This is a genomic window from Brucella sp., assembly GCF_032066345.1.
In the GTDB taxonomy this organism is placed as follows: Bacteria; Pseudomonadota; Alphaproteobacteria; order Rhizobiales; family Rhizobiaceae; genus Brucella; species Brucella pseudogrignonensis.
The window spans coordinates 64,541-85,007 of record NZ_DAMBKZ010000016.1 but is presented as its reverse complement, the minus strand read 5'-3'; the positions used below and the strand labels follow the sequence as shown (position 1 = coordinate 85,007).

The window sequence follows — 20,467 nt, the reverse complement described above, 5'->3', positions numbered from 1 at the left end:
GGAGGTAAGAGTTATGAGTGAAGCACCTATAAATCGCGATATCCAGATTGAACTCATGAAGAACGCTGCAAAGCGTAATGACGAGCGCATGTCTAAATGGATGGATAATCCGGTTGTGCGAGGCGTATTCGCTCGTCCTACCCAAGAGCAGGCTCACAAGGCAGAAATGTATTCAGATCATACTGTACGGCTACGCAAGTACGGATGACCTTTGACCCCGCTTCGGCGGGGTTTTTCATATGCTTTGCAAATGTTTGCAAAATCGATCTATCCGACGATTGCCGCCCAAATCTTTTTACCGAACGTCACCAGCAAACCACCGAGTGATGCCGCGACGAATGAAACGAGCATGATTGCGCCAACGCCACGCTCCCTCCAGCGGTTGAAATCTGCTACCGGCTCCTCGACCTTTTCAAGCCGATTGTCGACACTCTGAAGCTTGCGCATCACCTCGTCTAAGGTTCGATCGGTCTTTTCCTGTTTCTCGTACTGCTGTTTCCGATCATCCCGCGCACGGTCCATATCTTTGATGATCTGGTCGAGCTTACCCTCAACGCGGCCAATGGCTCGGTCCTGTCCCGCTTCAGTTGTCACCGGCTGCCCCTTCACTTCTCGTCATGCTTTGAGCATTCATCTTTTGACCAGACGCCTCCTGCACAGCCGCGAACAATTGTCCGGTCGATTTTCCGCTGATCCGCATCTGTTGCGCCACGAGCTCCGAGCAGGTCTGTACCGAGAATACTACGGACGCCGCTCACATTTGCCGGTCCTGAATGTCCACACCCCGCCAGCATCGACGCACTGATCATAATCGAGCACAGCGCCAAGGGCTTTATCAGTCGCTTCATTGTTCTGTCTTTCGATTTTGGCTTCGATGCTGGACCGGCCATCACGTTTCCCAGCCACGTATCCCGAAGCTAGCAACAAAAAAGCCGCCACGAAGGCAGCCAACAAGTATTTCATCCACTTCGGGATTAAGGCCCATATGACGTTCATAACGCGTCCACCAGCTTTTCAAGCTTGGCCTTGGCCTGAGGCATGGTGAAGATTGCATATGCGGTGAGTGCGAGAACGAACACGACGAGCACCATCTGGACGCGCCAATCGACAAACGGGATTGCCGCACCTGCCCCGCCGCTGCCGATCCATGACCAGAACCGCGATGATTTGGAGATAGGCTTTTCAACGACAGGCTCAGGGACTACCTCGGCAGCCGGAGCAGTGACTACCTGGTCAACGCCATAGCCTTCAGCGAGCAACGCCTTGTCGTATTCCTTGGCATACCCAGCGATCAATTCCGCCTTGTCCGTGCCATTGACGATCCGGCGAGCGTTCTTGAAATCGGACTTCTGCAGGGTGATGTAATCCGACAACTTCTTGCCAGTGAACCAACCCTCGACCATACCTGCAATGATGATTGGTGCCGCATATTTGGGCTCAAGAAGCAGTTTGGGATTGCTGACGAAATCAACACCGAGTTCGCGGCTGGCCTTCGCATAATTATAATCCCATGTGATCTGCACATAGCCCATGCCGACATGCGGGTAGTATTTCTTTGATCGAAGATACTTTTCCCCGCCCATTTCCCGAACCGGCTTCATCGTGTGCGCAGTCTCGTGATATGCCGTCGCCAGCACATACGCCATTTGATTGCGCAATAGTCCGCGCTCACGACCAGCCTCAATCAAGAGGCGGGTATCGCCAAGGTGCATATTCAAGGTGATTTCCTTTCGGCATGAAAAAACCGCCTCAAGGGCGGTGCTGTCGGTCAGATCGCTTCACCAGACGTTGAGCTATGGAAGCTTACAATTGTCGTGCAGATGCCCAAGTGAACCCGCTGTTAGTAAGAATATTTGCGCCGCTTCCGTCGTTTCTAACAAAAACTTGGTAAACGTCAGATCCATTACTCGTTTCATGTGGAAGATTTATTGACAGCGTTTCCTGCGTCCCGCTGGCGACCTTTGAAACGAATTTATAATCAGTCGAGTTTTTTCTGATTATGATGTATATATACGTTCCTACTGTTATATTTTGAAACGCAATATTTACATGTAAACTAAACGCTCCGCCTAGTGGCTGGAACCATCCACTGGTATTCCACATGTCATTTTGATTAGCCGCAACAGAGTTCCAGTTAACAAATGCCGCAACGCCGTTGGATAGGCTTGTCGCAGTTGTTGTCCCAAGATAGGCGTATGGAGGGTAATCATACATACCGCCTGACTGAACAATACCAGCAACATCACCCGGAAACAGAAAGCGATTGTTTGTTTCGGTTCTTATCTGGCCGTTATAGTGGCATAGAAACCGGCGACCAGTTGCTGATCCGGTGAATGTCGTGTTCATAACAAACAACGAACCGAACGCACAGCCTGCAAACTGGCCCGTAAAGTTAGGCGTCCCGGTCAGCGTTACAACACGGGTTCCACCATAATAAATGCCACCGCCTTCACTTGCATGAATGTGGTTCATTGCGCCGCCGAGGATTTTATAATCGGCAAAAAGGTAGATAGCGCCAAACCCGCCAGTGGCGAAATGATCGCCGGTTTGGGTTTCAAGCTCCACAGCACCTATGACGTAGATGCGCGAACCTGTTCCGTTGGAGTTGTTCGCGTAGCCACTCGCCACATATCGAACGCCGCCGATTGCCACAACACCGCCATTCAACGCCTGCAACGTTGTGCCAGTCCCAGCCCCAATTTTCACATTGGCAGGTGTGGTCAGGTTTCCGTTAATCGTGATCGGATATGTGCTGGCGCTTTTCCCAGAGCCTACAGGCGTTCCATTGATAGTGATGTTCTCTGGGTAGGTGCCGTCTGCGAGCTGGATAGTGACATTCGACCCATTCAAATCCACGCTCGTGTAAACGTAGCTTATTGCCTTCGCGATTGTCTTGAATGGAGCGCCGGATGCACCTGTGCCTGTCGTGTCATTCCCACTCGGTGAGACATAAACAGTTGTATTGGATGCGAACCTTTGGCGGGCGAAAATAGGCGTCAGTTTTCCCGTTGCGTCATATCCGAGAACATAAGGTGCTGATGCCTCGGAGGTCGCAACGTCTGAAAGGAGGCCGTTCGGGTCTTGGATGCCTACCTCGGATTTGTTGACAAGCCCCAGTGAACCAGGGCCAACAAAAATCGGCATCAAATCTTGTAATCCTTCAATATTTCCGAATGATTGCAGATTTCCGCCTGTTAGTTGGCGCGTCAGAGCAAGGATTGCTCCTGTAAATCGAGAGTTATCGGACTGATATCTAATCCGAGTGTCGAAAGTTTCAGAGGCTGGAGCTGGATTAGCAAGTGTGCCGGTTAGTCCGTCGTCTGCGAGCGTCTCTATTGGCAGGAAAAGGCCGGTTGGAGTGATAATGACATCACCTTCACGAACTGCTGCAAGCACAAGTTCAGCATCCGTAGCTGTGAAGGAAGTCGAACCTTCTGTTAACGTCAGTGTTCCAACAGTCCAATCAGGTCGGAACTTATCGAAGTTATCAGCCATTGGCCTTCACCTTAGTTTTAGCGCTCAAGTTTACAGTCTGTACGCTTTGAATTTCGATGATTTTGTCGTTCGCGGCTTCCAGACGCTGCACCATTTGGTCGCGCTCTTGTTCAAGCCGGGTTTTCTCCAGCGCGAACTCTTTGCCTTGATCTTCCAACTGCTTAACGAGCGCCTCTTTCTCACGAGTGAGGATGAGTATTTCGTTCACATGCTGAATTGACCTATTTGTCAGGAAGTCATTGAGAGCCCGAGCCTCATTGAGCATGGCCAGCGGATCGACTTGAACGCGCTGAGGCTGCGCCGGTTGGGTATCCGTCGTTTCAGTCATCTTGATTTTCCTGATTGATTAGATCTGTGTAGCGCCGAAGACGTAGTATCTGACGCCGATTGGATCTGGCATCGTGTACTGCCAGCCTGTATTCGCTAGAACGTCAGTAGGAGCACCCGGAGATAGGTGGATTATCATGCGTGTAGGCTCAACAACGGTTGTCATACAGTAATTCGATGTTCGCCAAGACACGACATTTCCCGGCCTCAATGAGCGGTAGTAGCCTTGAGCCATCAGATCGGGCCAATTCCCGATAACCTTGGGGAAGATGAACATTCCCGAAGGGTTCGGGAAATTCACAATTGCCGCATGTGTACCGAACAATGCGTCCTGACTGTTCCCAGTTGAGAAGTTGCCAATAGGTATCCAGCCTTCGCTTAGGACCCTGACAGATGGGAACCGCGTATCGAGCAGTATCTCATTGCTGCTCGGGCTGGCATCGTTTGAACCGGGTCTTTTAATCTGAACGTCATTGAAGACACGGCGCAGTACCTGATTGCCGCCTGACGTATCCCCTTCAGTGCTGGTCGCATAAATCATGTATTTGCAGCCGACAGCGTAATCACCCTCATTGTAAAAGGTGATCCCGTTCGGATCGATCTTATAGAAGAAGCGACACTCACGCCCCGATCTGCTGACATCAGGATCAACAGGAGGGATTGAATACTGACGCCCATCATAGCGGAGGATAGCGTCTAGAAACATCGTCGGATGAAGGCTGACCAGTGACCGGTTCGGGCGGTAAAGAGTGCCACCCGCCGGAATAATCGGCGTTTCATCCATCATGATGCACATCATGGGCGCCTTATTCGAGTTGATCATCAACCCACGCGGGTTCGTGGTATCGACGGTCAAGCCTCGTCGCGCAACTTTAACCTCTGATCCTGATATCCTTACAACCTCTTGCCCCGGCGTCGGTGAGGCATTTGGGAAAGGCAGTGCAACGTTGTTGGCTGGCAAATCCCACTGGCAGGATAACAAGCGATACGTGTTCCCTCCGATGTTCTGGATATATGCCTGCTGAGGGCCGGTATAATTCGTTCCACGTCCACACCATCCCGAATAAGCGAAGGCGGTATGGAGCTTGTTGTAATTGTTACCAATCGAAACAACCTGTTCGCTCGATGGTGAAACATTCGCAATGACCGAATTGTAAAGCGTTCCGATTGAGAACAGTTGCTGATTGCCCTGTGCTCCATTGAAGTCGAAAAGCTTAACCCGGTCGTTACTATCGATCAGCTTCACTTCAAACACTGGGATGATACCGCCGAGTTCCGCAAATCGTGGAAAAATCTCGCAATAGCCCCAGTATGTAGCCGTACCGCCCGTATTCTTCATGACGGTAAGGCCACGAGTTGCAGTTGATGCGCTGCCACCTGTGACGACATACGCGGCACCTTGAAAGACATCGGACCCCGCTGGATAGATGCTTTCAGTGAAGCCGTTCGTAAAATGAAACTTTCCGAACATATACGACAGGTTCTGGCCTTCCGTCGTCAGGAAGAACCGTGAGTAATCTGTCGCGGGTATCGTGGTCCATTCAGCACTGTCGTCACGAACCACGGCAACCACCGGGCCGAAGCCCGGCTTATGACCAATTGCAAGATGGCTCATCGAATAACCCTAAGAGTTCAATGTGAAGAGGCGAATGTCTGCGAAATTGCCATAACCTCGCAGCACCAAGGCTCCGTTTCGCGCTTGAAGCACGTCGAAATAGGCCGTCCCGACATTGATAACCGCAAGGGTCAGTTCGCCGTTGATATAGGCGAGTGGCGTATTTCTGTTGCCAGCACTCGACACGTAGAACTCGTTGGCATCAACAATAACCCGAGACTTACCTCCGCCAATCGCTTCAATGAAGATTGCAGCTTGTACCGGATCGCCGCCGGCAGTCGCTGAAACCGACAAGGCAATACGCGCCAGTGATCCGCCTTGGTTTGCTTCAGTGAACACTCGGAAGTAACCGTCAGCCGACACACCGTTAACTCTCGCCGAAACCTGAGTAACAGACTGCGAGAGAGCCGAAACATCAGTTGCCGTAGCCTGTGCAAGTGTTGTGACATCTGCAACATTATTCGCCAACTGCGCGGTAAGTTGCTCAATCGAAGTCACCTGCGCTTTACGTTCAGAGGCTTCAACCAGAACCAGTCTCTGATAATCGGCTCTGCTCTCGCCAAACTGAACCGAAACAGCTTCTCTGATGCCCTGCATCTGAACAGACGTATCCGCCATGCTGTCGGCAAGGATTGTCGAGACCCTTGTGACCTCATCACGGATATAACGTGAGTTCTCGGCTTCTTCTCTCCAGATTTGCTGAAGGCTTTCGTTGAAGTCCCCGACGTTGAACGGGTAAAGGTCTTTCCCGCCTATCCGAATGTCAGGCGTGAGGACAGCGAACCATTCTGACCATTGGAACGGGACGCTACCTTCATATGATCCATACCGCGCACGAACCCGATAAGGAGTTGCCGGGAGCATCGAGAACGGTGCAATCTTATCTTCGTTCAAGGCGACGTTGAGAAAGTATCCGTTATCGACTAGAGACAGATCCGCCGCAAGTTCCAGCTGATATTCGACATAATCAACTCCAGGGACGTTACCTTTCCATTTCAGAAGGATAGCTGGCCTTCTTGGAGTGCCTTGTTCGTCAAATATCGCTGACGGTTCAGCACCAAAATCGTACATCGGCGTTGGCAAGGGCCGCATCGGGCCAAGTGTTCCGTCGATCTGTGGCCGGTAATCACTGCTCTGCCAGTCGTAATCGTCAGGATCGCATTCGGTGCAATCGATTAGAACATTACAGTTCTCAAGGATTTGAACGCCATCGACCTTGAAGAGCTTGTTTACATATCCGTTGCGAGGCGATGTCCAAACGAACGTTCTCCCTGGCTTGCTTCTCGACAGATACCCCGGAGGCAAGGTGAAGGTGTGCCTGCGCTGTCTCAACCCATCCAATAGGCCAGACTTCAACAGCCGCTGAACCTGTTCCGGATAAGGGACAAAATCGAAAGGCACATTTGCCATTAATCTGCGCCCGCCCGCCTTCTGATCCAGATCAGGTCGGATCACTGGCGGAGCGGTCTTTGTTGACCAACCATCGCCAGGGCTCGGATAAGTGCCGCTCATCCCAGTAACCATGTCAGCCAGACCGAAAAACGGTGTAAACTGCTGGGTTTCTGTGGTGATGATCGCTTCGTCGTTTATTCCATACTCTGGATCATCCGGCTCACCCAAGAATATTTCATACGAACCGCCGTTCTCAGAAATGGAACCCTGACATGCCGTCAGCATCGCCTCAATCGCTGAGGTCATCTGAGCTTCGACAGGGCATTCCGCGCCAGACCGGTACCGCTGAATACCGTTTGTGTCCATCACCCGGCATTTATTGATCTGCTGAACCCAGTTAGCAGCGGGAAGACGAAAGCCTGTCACACCTTGGAAGCCGTAAAGCCACGCGCCGTTGTATCGGATGCCTCGGAACAGATTGTAGAGCTGAACGGCCGGCAGATTGTCGCCATCCCCTCCCCACGTTGATGGATCGGTCCATCGCTGAGGTCCATCGCCGCCTGCTGTGCTGTCACGAGAAACGTCATACCAACGAGCGCCATCGATCTCGAATACGAAGCTCGGGAACCCGGAAAACATATTCTTCGATACAAGTGCAGTTACAACTGCATAAGCACAGCCATAACCTACACGGTTGCCGCCATAGTTGCGGTTCGCATTAGATGCGGTCGTTGCAAGAAAGCTGTCGGTCGCGGTCTGTGTCCCGTCGTAGAACTTGATCCAGAGCGTATCTGTGCCATCAGATCTGTATTCAGTGACCGGAAAGCCCCTCCCATCGGCGTGAGGACGGCTATAGTCAATGGTGACTTTCTGTTTGTTCACCCAGAAGCCAGCAAGGCCTTTAATTGGCAGATCAGCAAGGCAAATAACCTGAGTTAGGTGGGCGTTCTTTGTATCGCCATCCTTGCCCCATGTATTGGCCCAGACAAGAGAGCCTGCAGTTGCGTGAAAGCCGAATGGAATTGATCGTGGAACGTCGCCACCGCCCTGAAGCTGCCCATTCACTGCGAATGACGGTTGAGACTGCTTTCCGGCCCGCGAAGCTGCGATAAGGTTCAGAGTGACGCCAACAGCCAGCTTCAGAAGCGTAGCGGTTGCGGCAGCAAGGAACGTTCCGGCGCCGAAGATCGCAGCGCCGATTGCAGAGAACAGAGCCATTCAAGCCACCTTATTTCAGGTATTTCACGAAATGCGTTTCGGCCTCCGCGTATCCGAGGCGTTCATAGATCGGTGAAACGTCATTGCTGGTGAGGGTTGCCATCGAGACGGCGTTACAGCCCAGTGAAGCAGCCCATTCTTCATAAGACCGAAGCATCTTGATCGCTCCGGTGCCTCTGGCTTGTTCACTCACAAACCAAACTGTCTCACGCGCCCACAGACCAGCACCGAAGGGGTGCGGGCTAACAACAGCCATTAGAATGCCAACCGGCGTCCCTTGGGCTTCTTTGAGCAGAATTACTGCGTTCTTAAGCTTATGGTGATACTCGAACAGCGCCGATGCACTATCCGGACAGAAGGCAAAGGGGAACCGGGCCGCTGTATGGCTTTCTCGCAAAAGCTCGATCACAGCAGCCTTATCGGCATACTCAGATGTACGGATCATTAGAAAATCCCGAGGAACTTCTTTCGCTTCTTCTGGGTATCGACTTTCCCTCGCTCGCTTCCCCAGAAATGTTCCCAGTCGCTTACGGTGTCGGCATCCACAAAGAATGCGTCATTGGCGTTTCTAAGCCTCTGGTAAGCGTCAGAGCGTGTTTCAGCGCTGGCTCGGGTGATTTCCTGCATGTGCGATTTGCAGGATATCGAGACAGCACCCTCCTCACCCTCTTTCGGGATTAAGGTTTCCACCTTATCCACAAACCCAACGAAGATCGGAACGGCAGCGGTGGCGAGTTGATGTGTTGCCGGATCAAACAAACCTCGGAACAGTTCAACTCGGGCCTGTTGAAGGTCGTAATCACGGACAATTCGCTCGACTTCCGTATGGATCTGCGATGCCTTGATCGTACATGACTGAGCTGTCAGGTTGGCGACCATCGCTAGGGGCGAGATGCTCACCAATGTCCCGACGCCGTAGAAGTCACGATAGATCGTTGTTCCGGTATCGACGTCCAGTATCGGTGCTGAAACGTTCTCAACGCCTGACCAGATGCCTTCTGTCACTGGTCCGCCTGTTTCCCGGCTGCGAGCGACAAACCAAGCGTAGTCACGAATGATCAGCCGCCCGCTTTCAAGCAGAGCCTGTATCTCCGGCGTCACATGCCACATCGATAGATTTTCCCTTAGAACGCCTGCACAGCGCTAATCGTTAAGACCGTGAAAGCACCGTTTGTTGATTGCTGGCTGACAGCATCCGGCCCGTCGAGTGAGAACAAAGCCGATGATTTTTTGAAGATCAGTGTTGAACCGATCACAGAGATAGGAGGCAGATACGGCCTGACTTCAATGTCCTGAATGACGCCGCCCGCCGTAGCTTGTCGCTGCGGAGTGACAACACGGCCAAGGTATCGATATGGCTTCTCACCATAATCAAAGGCGATGTAGTCACCTCGTCTTAAGACCAGATTGCTCGCCACACCTGCAGCACTGATAAACCGCCCGTCACTTGTACCTGTGATCAGTCCGCCATCTGGGAAGATCAGACCACGCATCGCGATAGGTTCGATCCTACGGAAGTCATACGCATAGAAATGACGCATGACCCCGTCGAGTTCGTCTATCCCGACTTCAAGGTTTATGGCTTCATCATGAGGCATCGGAGCGGTTGTGTAGGTTGCTTGCCACACAGGGCCGCCCAGATTTGCGCCGTAGATGGAACCGCCAGCCGAACGAGAATACTGATCACGGCGCTTCTGAACAAACATCTGATCCGCGATTTTTACATTGTCGAGAAGCCCCGCCAGGGGTGTAAGTACCGCCATCTGATCACGTCCCGAACTTGTAATTTTCTTGTTCAGCCTGCCTTACGGCACTGACTGCGCGGGCATCCATTTCCCGATCCATCCGGGCAATTTCTTGCCGGAACTTTGCGACCTCCTCGCCTGTGCCTGTGAAATTGTACTGACGTTGATCGGTGTACCCACCTGATACGCCGGTATTGCCTGAGAGCGTGACGGGGATCGTGCGACCGTCAGGCAGTGGAACCGCAGCCTCTGGCCCAGCTTCACCAAAGATTGCTGGCTTATGGCTGATACCGCCGTCAGCGAATAGACCGATTGAGCCTGAATTGACTTGGCTGGTAAGTGATGAGTTCCACCCACCACCGCCGCCGAACATGCCGCTGAAGCCACCTCCGACAACACCGAGAAGGTTCTTGAAAAGGCCGTTAATTGCTTCGTCGAGAGCCATTTGAATGAGCTTGTCACCCAACTTACCCAGAGCATTGATAAGCGCGTCCATGGCCGATTTACCAGCCAACAGATCAGATACAAATGTTCCTGCGAAATCCCGAACAGCATCTTTGGCAATGCCGATCTGTTCAGTGGTTCTAACGAAAGTCGCGTAGGCCTGACCGCCTGCGCTATCCATCTCGATACCGGCTTGCTTCAGGTCCGATGCAATGCGCTGATCAATAGGAGAACGGAACATCTGCTGCCGCTCAAAAGCAGCATCTTCCATCAGCTGATATTCAGCAACCTTCCGTGCCAGTTCGCCGTACTTTTCTGCCAAGGCATCGAGCTGGGCAATCTGTTCGGGCTTAAGTTTTAGTCCCTTCTTTTCAGCCTCTTGTAAGGCCTCAAGCTTCATCCTCAGGACATCTGCTTCAATCGCGTTTTTGCCGACCAGCTGAGCCTCAAGCTCCATCTGGGCAACACGGTCTTTTGCACTGCGTAGAAGATCGTCCCAAGCCTTTTTAAGACGTTTGGCAGCCTTATCATTATCGTTCGATGCGACGTTCAGGCGCTTCAACTTGTCATCAAGGCTTACGGCTTCTTCCCCGTTGGCGTTCATTGCATCACGCAGAGCCTGAACACTTTGCAGTGGAGCGCTTATTGCCGTTCCGAACTCGTTGTACTGTCCTTTGAGCGCCGTGACCTGATTGCCAGCCTCTTCCGCTGCGGCTGTAAGTGCATAGAATGAACTACCGGCATCAATCGCCAGCCCACGAACGCTATCGCTCGCTCCTCCCATGCCTGGGATATTTGTCATTGACGATGCAAGGTTATGGAGAAAGTCCGCCCACTTCTCCGTCATTGCCGCGAGCATCTGCAAAAAGCCCTGCTGGATCTGCGCCCAGATCGCACCAAGGCCCGCACCGGCTTGCTGACCAGAGAGAACAATACGTTCCCATACTTCTCTCGAAACATCGCCCAGAAGGCCCATGGCCTTGCTAAAGCCGCCGACCTTTTCTGTGAGGCGGATGAACCAATCAACGGCCAGACCAAGCCCTACAACAAGCGCACCGATGCCGGTTGCAAGCAATGCAGTCCTAAGTAGCGCCAACGCCCCGGAAAGCCCCAGAGTAGCCATCTGAGCGGCGACAAGTGATGTGACGTAATATCCGCCGTAAAGAGCTGCTGCGGTTGCTCCAACGGTGGCAAACGTCTGCATGTTATCAGCAACCCAGACGAAGAGATTACCAAGCGTTTCGCCAGCTCCGGTTGCGTCATCGAACTTGCCGATCAGAAGCATGATCGAGTTGCCGATCTGAGTAAAACCGTCATTGATCGTCGCAGACATTGCGCCTGAACGCTTTTCAAGCTGTTCCATGTTCTTGATCAGAACATTCGCGAGAATGTCGCCGGTGATCTTGCCCTTTTTCCCAAGGTTTAGAAGCCCGCCAGTAGTGGTCTCAAAGCGCTTTGCAAGAAGGCTTGCAACCTCGCCTCCACTCTGAATAACGGTGTTGAGGTTTTCACCATTCAGTTTTCCGAGAGCCATAGCCTTCGAAAGTGCGTTCTGAACTTGTGTTGCCCGCTCCGCTTTTGCGCCTGAAATCACCATAGCGTTGTTCAGTGCTGACGTATAATCAAGCACCTGCCTGGTAGAATAGCCAAGCTCGCGCATAGCTGATGCGTTCGCCAAGTACCCTTCAGCTGTCTGGCCGAGCCCGGAATAAGTCATTCTCGCAATCTCTGCGAGACGATCCATGACTGCCGCGCCCTTGTCGATGGCGCCCGCAGCATCATTCACCCGCCCGCGCAGATCAGAAAACTCTGAGCTAACGTCAGCGATGAGCTTCGCAGAGAACGCTCCGAACAGAGAGGCTGCGGCGGTTTTCAGCAGACCCATCTCGGTTGCAGCAGAGCGGGAAGCCTTTCCGATCTTATCAACAGCGTTCTCAACCTTGGGGCCGCGTTCTGCCAGCTGATCCAGAAGCGATATAGCCTCACGGATTTGGGCAACGTCGATCTTGATGCCAAGAGCGGCCAGATCATCCATGACTTTGCCTTTCGTGTGGACGTGAGCTATCGTCCCACCGCGTTGTGATGTGCGGAGGGTGAAATGAAAGTGCTCGCAGGTGACTGGAAAGAAGGGATCAACGTTCTAGTTGGGCCCAACGGGGTAGTTTTTCAGAAGGGCGTATTCAGAAATGAACGGGTGCCACTCTCTGAGATAGCTAATTTCGACATGGTCACAGAAGAAAACAAAGCGTCCATATTAGGAAAAGTCGGCTGGGGTGCAGCTGGCGCTATCGTACTTGGCCCTCTCGGCCTTCTTGCGGGCGTGTTGGGCGGTGGTAACAAGAAGGATCGAGTTATGGCGGTTCGCTTCAAAGACGGTCGAAAAGCCCTCATAAAAGGCGGCCCGAAAGATGTTGAAGCCTTCAACAAATACACGTTCAGCCTCAGTTAAAATTAAATCTGCTGCAAGCCTCGACTTTTCGTTTCCCGTTTGCTTATTTCTCCCCGGGCATACTTGGGGAGATTTCTATGAAGCATTTGCTTATTTGCGCCCTGTTTATGGGCGCGTGTTCAACCGTGGCTGGCGCGCAAACGGTTGACTGGTCGGGTGGCTACATCGGCGCACAAATCGGCGGGCGGTGGACCAAGAATGACGTTGAGACGCCGGCATGGCTTCTTACGGACACATCCAGCACGTCGGCTAATGGCTTTGCCGTTGGCGCTTTTGCCGGATATAACTTTCGGTATGGACAGTTCATTTTCGGGCCTGAAGTAAGCGCGATATTTAATCCTTTGAGTGACAAGGCCTATTACGGTACGACAATGGTCGCCACGGAGCGCTCACGTGCCGTTATCTCATTTAATGCTCGTGCTGGGTACGCCTTCGAGAGTTTTCTGCCCTATGTGACAGGCGGGTACTCTCGAGCCTCGTATTCAACAAACCAGTCATTCGATAACGGTTATGTGGCGGACACTTTCAGCTTTAAACGGAAACGCGAGGGCTGGAATATAGGCGGCGGCATCGACTGGTTAGCAACAGAGCATATCCTTTTACGAGCCGAGTATCGATATTTTGATTTCGGTCAATTCGAGACGAACACGTGGGATACCGACCTTAAGCAGCAGACTGCAACATTAGGGATTGCTTACAAATTCTGATTACTTCCCAAACATGGCCCCGAATATCTCCGGGGTCATGACGTGGCCTTCAACGACCGGCTGCGGTTCAGGCTCTCCAGCCTTTTGCCGTTCAGCTTTCTCGCGCACTGCAATGATTACAGCCTTATCAATGTCTCGCAGCACCCGATATTCCCAAGGATAGATCGACAGACCCATCATGTCGGAATAGTGCTTCATGTCTGACCATGAAATCGGGGATACTGCGAAGCCTGATGCGTGTCTTCCGTCTGACAGGTCCATATACCAACGCCAGAGATACTGAAACGCGGAAGGCAGTTCAGGCAGGTCTTCGATATCGGCGCCCGGCCTTGTGAATGCAGCTTCCGCGAATTCGATCAGCTCTCCGGCGATTTCGGCAAAAAATTGGAACGATCCGCGATGAAGGTTTCAACCTGCTCGCGTAGCCAGCTGTATTCACCATTCGAATAGAGCCTGCGGGCTTCGTCAGGCGTGTATTCGAGGGGCTTACCTGCCCAGATCAGGTGACGCCAACCAACAGTCAGGGAAACCAGCTGGTCAAGTGCTTCACGCTCGATGTCTTCGACACGCATCTTCTTCTTGCCAGCGTTCATCCGCGCATTGAGAAGCTTGCGAGCATGCTTTTTGTAAATCTCGCTGTCCTGACCGTGCAGAAGGATGACAAACGGGCCATCTTTACCCTTAAGTACTTCTCCGGTCGCTGGATGACGGATTTCACATTCCATTGCATCCAGATTGATCTTGATCTCCGATAGATCGAACATGATAGCCTTTCCCATAAAAGAAAAGCGGAGCCGAAGCCCCGCTGCTGATTTGGTTTCTGATCCCGGCTTTACGGGAGAGTGACGACGTTCGAATTGACTTCGATGGTCATCTGACTGAGGTCAACAGTGTTTGCCTGACCGCCCTGACGCTGATTGGTCATTGCAAGGCCAACGAATGCTTGCTTCACGCCTGAAGACCATTCGATCTTGAACGCATAGTTCTGGTTCGTTGCTGCGGCAGCGATGAAAGCCGTCTGACCAGCATCGCCGGGGATAACGGCAAAGTTGTTCTGCATGGAACCAGCATTCTTGGTTCCCTTCTGCTTCACGTCGCGACCACGGTTGATGAGCGCCGTGGTGATAACAGCGGCATTGTCACCGATCTGACCGCAGGTTTCCCAGCCGTCGATTTCAACCCAGTCTTCTGGGTCGATTGATGCGAAGTCCGCTGGAACGAAGTCAGTCGCCTGATCATCCTTCTGCGGACCAATGAAAATCTTACTATCTGCAACTGCAAAGAGTGCCATGGTTAGCCTCGTTTTCTGTTAGTCAAAAATCCGCCAGCCTATGGAAACTGGCACTTGCACCCTGTCAGCCGTGATGGAGATAGCTCCGATTTCCGGCCTTCGCGGGATTTCAATCCGCTTCCCACTGACAGGGATTGTCGTGCCGGATTTGAAATATTCGATTAGGCTTCCCGCGTGAGCCATCATAACAGGCTCTGCCACAGTCTTCGCATTCACTGGATAGACGAAGTTAGCCTGCAGGATGCCTTGAAGCTGATGGATGCCGCCATTGTTGATCGTCAGCCGCGCTGGCGTATTCCGAAGCAACGTGATCCGGATATAAGGCGACTGCCCCGGTTCGAACTTCTGAAGTGGGTAGACGATTGTCTGTCCACCCGGCGGCGTCCACTGGCTTAGATGGGTGTAAAGAGCCCTCAGGACATTTGCGTCAATATCTGGGGTTGTCATGCTGCGTTTGCCTTTTGTGCTTTTTCGCTGGCCGTCTGGCCTTTCCAACTACTACGAACCTGTGCGGCCGCTTTAGATACGTGTTGAGGCCAGTTCTGCCAAGCAAGGCGAACCATTCCAGCTCCATCCTGATAGTAATACCGGCCCAGACTGTCCTCACCGTCGAAGCCGTATTCAATGCGCATCGCGTAGACAGCGCCAAAGCCCAGATAAATGGTGTCGGTAGCCTTAGCCGCATCGATAGCGCCAAGCCCAACACCGGTATCGCCTACGCTGATCGGGCCAGATACAGACGCTGAGAACGATCCTCTGAGGTATCCAGTATCAACCGGCGTTCTCTCAAGGATGTCTTCGGCTAAGAAATGAACTGCTGTCTGAAACACAACTTGCTGTCGGCGCTTGGTTCGCTCCACCCATGCGAGCAGTTCAGATGAAAAGCTCATGCTGCCCTCGCCATATAGTTAAGCCGAACCGAGAACGTGCATCGGCAGCCCGCCGTCTGACTTGCGCCCGCCCCAAGTGAGCTGTCGCATGGGTGCATCATCTGTGAGCCGTCTGGCATGGTGAAAGGCGTATCCAAGCCTGTAATCTCCATGCCATTCATTGCGGCATGTTGATCTCGGGTACGGTTGTCCCGTGTGGCAATCCATTTCTTAGTCGCTTCGTTCGGGTCCATGCCGGTTTCATCAGCCATTTGGGCATATGAAGACCGCTTCCCGCTGTTCAAAGCTTCCGTTGTTTCGGTTCGGGCGACCATCTCAGCGCGAGAGCGTAGCAGCCTGTCCGAATATCGGTTCAGTATCTTCTCGATTTGCTCCTGTGAGAGCGATTGCTGCCCGCTTATGGCTTTCTCTACAGCGCGGTCGAAACGCCTGTCCCTTCGCGTCCTTGTGAGAAAGCGACGTAGTGCTGCAGCGTCTCCACTCTCCAGTTCCGCTCTGGCTCGATCTACCCAGTCAACCTGATTGCTTGCGAGAGTGAGTAAGCCACCTTCCCGCTTGCCTGTGGCTGGGTTGATCACACCCATCAATCGAGAGGCTGTCCGGCGAGGATTGCGGCCCTCTGCCAGCCCTTGAGTAAGCACACCGCGGGCCACGCCCTCCATTTCAGAGGTCATTCCCTGAATGCGACCGGTTATCTGGCTCTGTAGACGGCGCTCAACGACCGGATGACGAACATCAAAGCGGAATGTGATCTTTGCCCCAGATGGGCCTCTAATGATCGGCATATCCGATACTGCAGAACGTCCAGCCGCTTCGAATGCTTCCGTGACCGATACATCGAACGGACGAAATGCAGCAGCACTGATGTTCAGCGCTCGCATGGCAGCATCGATATCATTGGCAATCAATGCCCGCACAACCGCCTGATAATCGGCGCCATCGGTCACGTTATCCATTGCCTGACGGAACGCATCGCGAAGCTTTGGCTCGTATGTTTCCGTCAGATCATGAAACTTGCGGGTCAGTGATCGTGACGGACGACGTGCCATGGCTAAACCTTCCCAGCTACCGCGTGATAGACCGGCACACCTGCCGGACTGAGTGTGTTCGATCCAAGGAGGGTGAATACCTCCCCGGCGAACTCAAGAACGTCTGTAGGCCCTGGAATGATGCTATCGGGACCGTCATCACTGATCCGCGTCATCTGCACAGACATGTAGCCGAAGCGCATTTTCTGCATAATGAGGTTTTCATCGATCTGAATACCGAAGTTGTCTGTCTTCGATGAAGATGCAGGCAGGCGCGCAAACCGGACTGAATACTTGGCTTCAAACGGCGGTGCCGGTTCCCAAGGTGTCCCGCCTTGACCCGGCATCGCACGGATAAGCGTTGCTTCCGCTCCGAACTTGTCAATGAGCCTTAGAGCGGTCTGGGCTGATTTCGTGTAATTGAAGCCTGCCATGTCATCCAACCGATCTGATGAAGACGCATGACGCGTTCAGATCACGCAGGTAAGGTGCCAGCATCCCATCCACCGTTGAAATCAGTGGTGTGAGCGATACAGCGCCATCGGACTGCGGACCTGCATACTGAACTTCAAGTTCGCCAACCTTCTCACGAGTTACCGCGCCCGAGACGGACCCGACGACACTTAGGCTTCCGGGATTTGTTGCATCCTCATACGCTGCTATGAAAGACGCATAGATGACCGCCTGCGGTACTACATCGGTCGGGATAGCTGTACCCCGCAATGACGCACCAATGCGCGGCCACGACCGTTCCTGATCGAATGTGGCTATGCGCCCAATAAACCGATCCCCATACACCGCATCGATATACTGGCTTCCACGCTGACGAAGGACGGCGGGAGACGGCGCGCCATCTGGCAGAGCATAGCCATTATCGAGCAGCCATTGTGTGAACTGTTCGTCCGTTCCGTATCCCGCCATGTGCTTATTCCGCCAGTTTAGCGTCGATCAGTTCCTGAAGCTTTTCATTGCTGGCGTTCCGGGCATACTCGATGCCAAGCTCATCAGCCTGTTTCTTCAGTTCTTCACGGTTGGTGATTTCGGTCTTGCCAGCGCCATCACCTTCGATGACTTCATAGCGGCCTTCCCAGCCCTTCGGCTCAGACTTGAGCGTCAGTTCGGTGCCAACAGCAATTTCGCCCTTAACACCATAGATGCCGGGTTTCGTGATTTTCACACGCATGATTTGATCCTTTCCGGATGAGAGCGCCCCGCACGATGGCGGGGCAACTTCATCAGTTGACAACAGTGCTGTAGAACACGCCGGACTTGCCGTTGAAGTCCGCACGGATTTCAAGGCCCATCGCGCCCATGACCAAGAACTGATAGTTGTCGGTCGGGTTGAGACGAACCTTTGCTGTGGTATTCACAGCCATGCCGATCAGCGGACGGATATAGTCAGCGTTAGGCACGAAGCCGAAGAACTGGTTGCCAGTCAGTTCATACGTGACCGCGATCTTATTGATACGGCGGTTCGTGAGCAGGTAGGAAAGCAGTGTTCCGCCCTTGAAGCCTGTCGAGCCCGAATAAGACTTGTCCAGGTTGCGACCGATTTCCGGCGATACGTACAGATTGACCTTGCCGGTGATCAGATTGGCATCCAGCATCGCGCCGAGTGTCTGGGTGATGAAATCGTCAATGTCATCACTGCCAGCCGTGGTCAGATCGATATTCGCACCGCCAGCAGCCGATCCAAGGTTGATGGCCTTGGAGTATGGCGAAGTACGGATGCCGTAACCCGAATAACCCTGCACCGTGATCGAAGCATCGCCGTCGAGCGCATAGAGCGCCATATCGCGACGGATTTTCGCGGTGTGTGCTTCCTGATCGTCCGACAGAGCGTCGAAGTTTTCAGACTGCAGGGTATTCCACTCACGCCATTCACGGCCATAAGCGGTCGAGAAGATTGGCACAGGCGAACCGCGATAGTCATAAACTACCTTGTCGAGCGGTACAGGAACCTGACCAGAGAGCGAGCGCACGACCGTACCCGCATCAGACGACACACGGTTGAGGTGGACAAGCTTGCCGATGTTCACCGGCTTAGCCAACGGCATCAGATCGGCCATATAGACCTGACCTTCGTCGTTGCGCATTACGCGGCGTGTGATGCCGTCGAGTTCGAGCCACGCTTCACGGGGAAGAACAGCGGCCTGATTGCGAACAGCTGCGAGCTGGTCTTCGGCATTGTGGAACCATTCACGGTCTGACGATACCTCGTCCCACCAGCCGGCGTGAATGCGCGACGTGTTGAGGAGCTGAGAGGAAAAATAGCGCATGTGATGTTGCTCCCTTACGCTGCTGCCAGATGGCCCTTAGCCGCACGGACACGTACGAGCTGATCAGAGCCAGAGGTGTTGTTGAATGCTTCTTCCGCAATCGCGATGATGCGGCTGTCAGCGGCGGCCACGATAAAGCGCCCTGTGGCGTTCGTGGTGAGCTTGGCGCCCTTGGCGATATTCTGACCAGTCGGCACACGAACGTTGAAGAACTGCTCATCGAGCATTTCCATACCGATCATGCGATCACCTGCTGGCCAAGCATCATCTACGCCCTTGAGCGTGAGATAGTTGTCCTGAGCGATCAGAACCTTTTCATTGGTCGAAGCGCCTGCAATGGCAAAGCCGCCCGTACCATTGAACACGACAGCGAGGCCAGGAAGCGTTGCAGCGGCTGCAATACCCTCCTGAACCTGTGGCGTGGCCTCAGTGAAAGGGCCAGCGAAAATCTTGTTGTAACGGGCCATGGGTTTATTCTCCTTCCGGAACCTTGAAGCCAGGCTTATCAGCGGATGGCTTGAACTGGCTGTTGAGCGGAGCGGCCTTGCCAGGCTCTGCCTTTGGGGCGAGTTCCTTCAGAGCATCCAGTGACAGGCTGTTTGCAACGGCTTCGGTCAGGAGGTTGGCTTTAACCACCTTCTCAACCAGACCGGCCTTTTCTGCCTGTTCCTGTGCCTGCTGATTGGCAACCAGTGCGGCCTGTGCATCCACCAATGGTTTGACCGCATTAGCGACCGCATCACCGATAGTTGCTCCGATATTCGAGAAGCCTTCCGAGAGGGTATCAACCTTCGCGGAAAGTGCGTCGAACTGTTCTTTCGAAACAGTCATCTGTTCTTCCTTTCTGTTTTCAGATGGTTCCCGCTCGGAAATGCCGATGGCCTCCAATATCGCGGTCTTAAATCGCTCAAGTACCGACGCTTTCTCACGTCGTTCCAAGGCTCGGGCGAGATGTTCAACCGCCCAATCCATATCCCGGTCAGCATCTTCGATGATCGAGTTGATAACCTCGACCTCTTCCTGCTCACCCTTGGCATTCACAAGCATCCCGACACCCTGATCAGGTGTAGCGGCGCCTAGCTCATCCAGCAGGATGGCGTCGTGATCGAACTCAAGGGACCGGGCGATATGTTTGTAATCAACGTCGCCATTTGCGGCGTCCAGCATCGCGAGCAAGCCGGTTGATGTGTGGATAGGTCCACCCTTCTCAATCGCTTCCAGCACCCGTTTACCGCCTTCTGAGCGGTTAGCGGTTTCAACGTCGATCACCTTGTCGAGAAACACACGGCCATTCTCGCGACGCACATTCTCATTCCATGCGCCGATCCACCCTAGATTGATCCCTTCCGGGTCTCTGGCAGATACGAACTTGCCATTAATGGTCGGGTGGCCGAGTGGTGCCGGGGTGCGTTCCAGACCGGAGAAGCTCTTCTCGATCTCGTCTGCCGGATACATGATGCTGTTCATCACAACGTTGTCAGGCAGTGTTGCAGATGGCACGATCACAACGTCACGGCCATTCCTCTTCTCGTGTCTAATCGCACCGGCGTTAGCCAGTGATCGGATATTCACCCGAACTGTTTTCAT

At 53.2% G+C, this 20,467-nt stretch carries 27 protein-coding genes; 3 read left to right on the top strand and 24 right to left on the bottom strand.

The annotated features are described in order from the left end of the window. Positions 1–13 precede the first annotated feature (13 nt). Positions 14–208, top strand: a complete 195-nt coding sequence (locus tag RT142_RS18275) for a hypothetical protein (protein WP_313030523.1) — start codon at positions 14–16, stop codon at positions 206–208. Positions 209–267: 59 nt separating this feature from the next. On the opposite strand, the gene RT142_RS18270 is transcribed toward RT142_RS18275, so the two are convergent. The 12 genes from RT142_RS18270 to RT142_RS18215 all read right to left on the bottom strand — a co-directional run bounded on the left by RT142_RS18270 (position 268) and on the right by RT142_RS18215 (position 12,271). Continuing rightward, entirely contained in the window at positions 268–594 is a 327-nt protein-coding gene (locus RT142_RS18270) for a hypothetical protein (RefSeq protein WP_134153306.1), read from the bottom strand. 11 nt (positions 595–605) lie between these two features. Beyond that, positions 606–848, bottom strand: coding sequence for a hypothetical protein (locus RT142_RS18265; RefSeq protein ID WP_313030548.1), 243 nt, complete (start codon positions 846–848; stop codon positions 606–608). Further along, positions 742–996, bottom strand: a complete 255-nt coding sequence (locus RT142_RS18260) for a hypothetical protein (protein ID WP_313030516.1) — start codon at positions 994–996, stop codon at positions 742–744. The genes RT142_RS18265 and RT142_RS18260 overlap by 107 nt, the downstream gene beginning before the upstream one ends. Further along, positions 993–1,712: a hypothetical protein gene (locus RT142_RS18255; protein WP_313030546.1), complete on the bottom strand. Its 720-nt coding sequence runs from the start codon at positions 1,710–1,712 to the stop codon at positions 993–995. The genes RT142_RS18260 and RT142_RS18255 overlap by 4 nt, the downstream gene beginning before the upstream one ends. 91 nt (positions 1,713–1,803) lie before the next feature. Beyond that, entirely contained in the window at positions 1,804–3,495 is a 1,692-nt protein-coding gene (locus RT142_RS18250) for a hypothetical protein (protein ID WP_313030514.1), read from the bottom strand. Further along, positions 3,488–3,823 carry a hypothetical protein gene (locus RT142_RS18245; RefSeq protein WP_313030511.1) on the bottom strand — a complete coding sequence of 112 codons (336 nt, stop codon included), beginning with the start codon at positions 3,821–3,823 and terminating at the stop codon, positions 3,488–3,490. Before RT142_RS18245 ends, RT142_RS18250 begins: the two co-directional genes overlap by 8 nt. An 18-nt stretch (positions 3,824–3,841) precedes the next feature. Continuing rightward, the gene (locus RT142_RS18240; protein WP_313030508.1) at positions 3,842–5,437 is read right to left on the bottom strand and encodes a hypothetical protein; all 1,596 of its coding nucleotides are present in this window, start codon (positions 5,435–5,437) and stop codon (positions 3,842–3,844) included. A 9-nt stretch (positions 5,438–5,446) separates the two neighbouring features. Further along, on the bottom strand, positions 5,447–8,047 hold the full coding sequence (locus tag RT142_RS18235; RefSeq protein ID WP_313030506.1) for a phage tail protein: 2,601 nt from the start codon (positions 8,045–8,047) through the stop codon (positions 5,447–5,449). Between the two features lie 10 nt (positions 8,048–8,057). Further along, positions 8,058–8,492, bottom strand: coding sequence for a GNAT family N-acetyltransferase (locus RT142_RS18230; protein WP_313030504.1), 435 nt, complete (start codon positions 8,490–8,492; stop codon positions 8,058–8,060). Beyond that, a complete protein-coding gene (locus RT142_RS18225) occupies positions 8,492–9,157 on the bottom strand; it encodes a hypothetical protein (RefSeq protein WP_313030501.1) in 666 nt (221 codons plus the stop codon). Before RT142_RS18225 ends, RT142_RS18230 begins: the two co-directional genes overlap by 1 nt. A 14-nt stretch (positions 9,158–9,171) precedes the next feature. Further along, positions 9,172–9,810: a hypothetical protein gene (locus tag RT142_RS18220; protein ID WP_313030498.1), complete on the bottom strand. Its 639-nt coding sequence runs from the start codon at positions 9,808–9,810 to the stop codon at positions 9,172–9,174. A gap of 4 nt (positions 9,811–9,814) precedes the next feature. Then, the gene (locus RT142_RS18215) at positions 9,815–12,271 is read right to left on the bottom strand and encodes a tape measure protein (RefSeq protein ID WP_313030495.1); all 2,457 of its coding nucleotides are present in this window, start codon (positions 12,269–12,271) and stop codon (positions 9,815–9,817) included. 63 nt (positions 12,272–12,334) lie between these two features. Here RT142_RS18215 and RT142_RS18210 point away from each other — a divergent pair, with 63 nt between their 5' ends. After that, positions 12,335–12,685: a hypothetical protein gene (locus RT142_RS18210; RefSeq protein ID WP_313030492.1), complete on the top strand. Its 351-nt coding sequence runs from the start codon at positions 12,335–12,337 to the stop codon at positions 12,683–12,685. 77 nt (positions 12,686–12,762) lie between these two features. Then, the gene (locus RT142_RS18205) at positions 12,763–13,392 is read left to right on the top strand and encodes a porin family protein (protein WP_313030490.1); all 630 of its coding nucleotides are present in this window, start codon (positions 12,763–12,765) and stop codon (positions 13,390–13,392) included. On the opposite strand, the gene RT142_RS18200 is transcribed toward RT142_RS18205, so the two are convergent. From RT142_RS18200 to RT142_RS18145, 12 genes are all read right to left on the bottom strand, one after another. Beyond that, positions 13,393–13,653, bottom strand: coding sequence for a hypothetical protein (locus RT142_RS18200; RefSeq protein WP_313030488.1), 261 nt, complete (start codon positions 13,651–13,653; stop codon positions 13,393–13,395). A 95-nt stretch (positions 13,654–13,748) separates the two neighbouring features. Next, entirely contained in the window at positions 13,749–14,156 is a 408-nt protein-coding gene (locus RT142_RS18195) for a hypothetical protein (protein WP_171379849.1), read from the bottom strand. A gap of 68 nt (positions 14,157–14,224) precedes the next feature. Next, positions 14,225–14,683 carry a hypothetical protein gene (locus RT142_RS18190; RefSeq protein WP_313030485.1) on the bottom strand — a complete coding sequence of 153 codons (459 nt, stop codon included), beginning with the start codon at positions 14,681–14,683 and terminating at the stop codon, positions 14,225–14,227. Positions 14,684–14,701: 18 nt separating this feature from the next. Further along, positions 14,702–15,130 (bottom strand): phage tail terminator-like protein, encoded by a 429-nt coding sequence (locus RT142_RS18185; protein ID WP_113486769.1) that lies wholly within the window; start codon positions 15,128–15,130, stop codon positions 14,702–14,704. After that, a complete protein-coding gene (locus tag RT142_RS18180) occupies positions 15,127–15,573 on the bottom strand; it encodes a hypothetical protein (RefSeq protein WP_313030484.1) in 447 nt (148 codons plus the stop codon). Before RT142_RS18180 ends, RT142_RS18185 begins: the two co-directional genes overlap by 4 nt. Next, entirely contained in the window at positions 15,570–16,622 is a 1,053-nt protein-coding gene (locus RT142_RS18175) for a phage minor head protein (RefSeq protein ID WP_313030482.1), read from the bottom strand. The genes RT142_RS18180 and RT142_RS18175 overlap by 4 nt, the downstream gene beginning before the upstream one ends. A gap of 2 nt (positions 16,623–16,624) precedes the next feature. After that, positions 16,625–17,035, bottom strand: coding sequence for a hypothetical protein (locus RT142_RS18170; protein WP_313030480.1), 411 nt, complete (start codon positions 17,033–17,035; stop codon positions 16,625–16,627). Between the two features lies 1 nt (position 17,036). Further along, positions 17,037–17,522 (bottom strand): DnaT-like ssDNA-binding protein, encoded by a 486-nt coding sequence (locus tag RT142_RS18165; RefSeq protein WP_313030478.1) that lies wholly within the window; start codon positions 17,520–17,522, stop codon positions 17,037–17,039. A gap of 4 nt (positions 17,523–17,526) precedes the next feature. Continuing rightward, complete coding sequence (locus RT142_RS18160) at positions 17,527–17,784, bottom strand: hypothetical protein (RefSeq protein WP_313030477.1); 258 nt, start codon at positions 17,782–17,784, stop codon at positions 17,527–17,529. Positions 17,785–17,836: 52 nt separating this feature from the next. Further along, positions 17,837–18,880 carry a major capsid protein gene (locus tag RT142_RS18155; RefSeq protein ID WP_313030475.1) on the bottom strand — a complete coding sequence of 348 codons (1,044 nt, stop codon included), beginning with the start codon at positions 18,878–18,880 and terminating at the stop codon, positions 17,837–17,839. 14 nt (positions 18,881–18,894) lie between these two features. Next, positions 18,895–19,347 (bottom strand): hypothetical protein, encoded by a 453-nt coding sequence (locus tag RT142_RS18150; protein ID WP_313030472.1) that lies wholly within the window; start codon positions 19,345–19,347, stop codon positions 18,895–18,897. Between the two features lie 4 nt (positions 19,348–19,351). Continuing rightward, on the bottom strand, positions 19,352–20,467 hold the full coding sequence (locus RT142_RS18145) for a hypothetical protein (protein ID WP_313030469.1): 1,116 nt from the start codon (positions 20,465–20,467) through the stop codon (positions 19,352–19,354).

Bases quoted from the DNA above. Each gene is read 5' to 3' on its own strand.
- RT142_RS18275 (WP_313030523.1), top strand. From the start codon at position 14: ATGAGTGAAGCACCTATAAATCGCGATATCCAGATTGAACTCATGAAG.
- RT142_RS18265 (WP_313030548.1), bottom strand. From the start codon at position 848: ATGAAGCGACTGATAAAGCCCTTGGCGCTGTGCTCGATTATGATCAGT.
- RT142_RS18260 (WP_313030516.1), bottom strand. From the start codon at position 996: ATGAACGTCATATGGGCCTTAATCCCGAAGTGGATGAAATACTTGTTG.
- RT142_RS18255 (WP_313030546.1), bottom strand. From the start codon at position 1,712: ATGCACCTTGGCGATACCCGCCTCTTGATTGAGGCTGGTCGTGAGCGC.
- RT142_RS18250 (WP_313030514.1), bottom strand. From the start codon at position 3,495: ATGGCTGATAACTTCGATAAGTTCCGACCTGATTGGACTGTTGGAACA.
- RT142_RS18245 (WP_313030511.1), bottom strand. From the start codon at position 3,823: ATGACTGAAACGACGGATACCCAACCGGCGCAGCCTCAGCGCGTTCAA.
- RT142_RS18240 (WP_313030508.1), bottom strand. From the start codon at position 5,437: ATGAGCCATCTTGCAATTGGTCATAAGCCGGGCTTCGGCCCGGTGGTT.
- RT142_RS18235 (WP_313030506.1), bottom strand. From the start codon at position 8,047: ATGGCTCTGTTCTCTGCAATCGGCGCTGCGATCTTCGGCGCCGGAACG.
- RT142_RS18230 (WP_313030504.1), bottom strand. From the start codon at position 8,492: ATGATCCGTACATCTGAGTATGCCGATAAGGCTGCTGTGATCGAGCTT.
- RT142_RS18225 (WP_313030501.1), bottom strand. From the start codon at position 9,157: ATGTGGCATGTGACGCCGGAGATACAGGCTCTGCTTGAAAGCGGGCGG.
- RT142_RS18220 (WP_313030498.1), bottom strand. From the start codon at position 9,810: ATGGCGGTACTTACACCCCTGGCGGGGCTTCTCGACAATGTAAAAATC.
- RT142_RS18215 (WP_313030495.1), bottom strand. From the start codon at position 12,271: ATGGATGATCTGGCCGCTCTTGGCATCAAGATCGACGTTGCCCAAATC.
- RT142_RS18210 (WP_313030492.1), top strand. From the start codon at position 12,335: ATGAAAGTGCTCGCAGGTGACTGGAAAGAAGGGATCAACGTTCTAGTT.
- RT142_RS18205 (WP_313030490.1), top strand. From the start codon at position 12,763: ATGAAGCATTTGCTTATTTGCGCCCTGTTTATGGGCGCGTGTTCAACC.
- RT142_RS18200 (WP_313030488.1), bottom strand. From the start codon at position 13,653: ATGGACCTGTCAGACGGAAGACACGCATCAGGCTTCGCAGTATCCCCG.
- RT142_RS18195 (WP_171379849.1), bottom strand. From the start codon at position 14,156: ATGTTCGATCTATCGGAGATCAAGATCAATCTGGATGCAATGGAATGT.
- RT142_RS18190 (WP_313030485.1), bottom strand. From the start codon at position 14,683: ATGGCACTCTTTGCAGTTGCAGATAGTAAGATTTTCATTGGTCCGCAG.
- RT142_RS18185 (WP_113486769.1), bottom strand. From the start codon at position 15,130: ATGACAACCCCAGATATTGACGCAAATGTCCTGAGGGCTCTTTACACC.
- RT142_RS18180 (WP_313030484.1), bottom strand. From the start codon at position 15,573: ATGAGCTTTTCATCTGAACTGCTCGCATGGGTGGAGCGAACCAAGCGC.
- RT142_RS18175 (WP_313030482.1), bottom strand. From the start codon at position 16,622: ATGGCACGTCGTCCGTCACGATCACTGACCCGCAAGTTTCATGATCTG.
- RT142_RS18170 (WP_313030480.1), bottom strand. From the start codon at position 17,035: ATGGCAGGCTTCAATTACACGAAATCAGCCCAGACCGCTCTAAGGCTC.
- RT142_RS18165 (WP_313030478.1), bottom strand. From the start codon at position 17,522: ATGGCGGGATACGGAACGGACGAACAGTTCACACAATGGCTGCTCGAT.
- RT142_RS18160 (WP_313030477.1), bottom strand. From the start codon at position 17,784: ATGCGTGTGAAAATCACGAAACCCGGCATCTATGGTGTTAAGGGCGAA.
- RT142_RS18155 (WP_313030475.1), bottom strand. From the start codon at position 18,880: ATGCGCTATTTTTCCTCTCAGCTCCTCAACACGTCGCGCATTCACGCC.
- RT142_RS18150 (WP_313030472.1), bottom strand. From the start codon at position 19,347: ATGGCCCGTTACAACAAGATTTTCGCTGGCCCTTTCACTGAGGCCACG.
- RT142_RS18145 (WP_313030469.1), bottom strand. From the start codon at position 20,467: ATGAAAACAGTTCGGGTGAATATCCGATCACTGGCTAACGCCGGTGCG.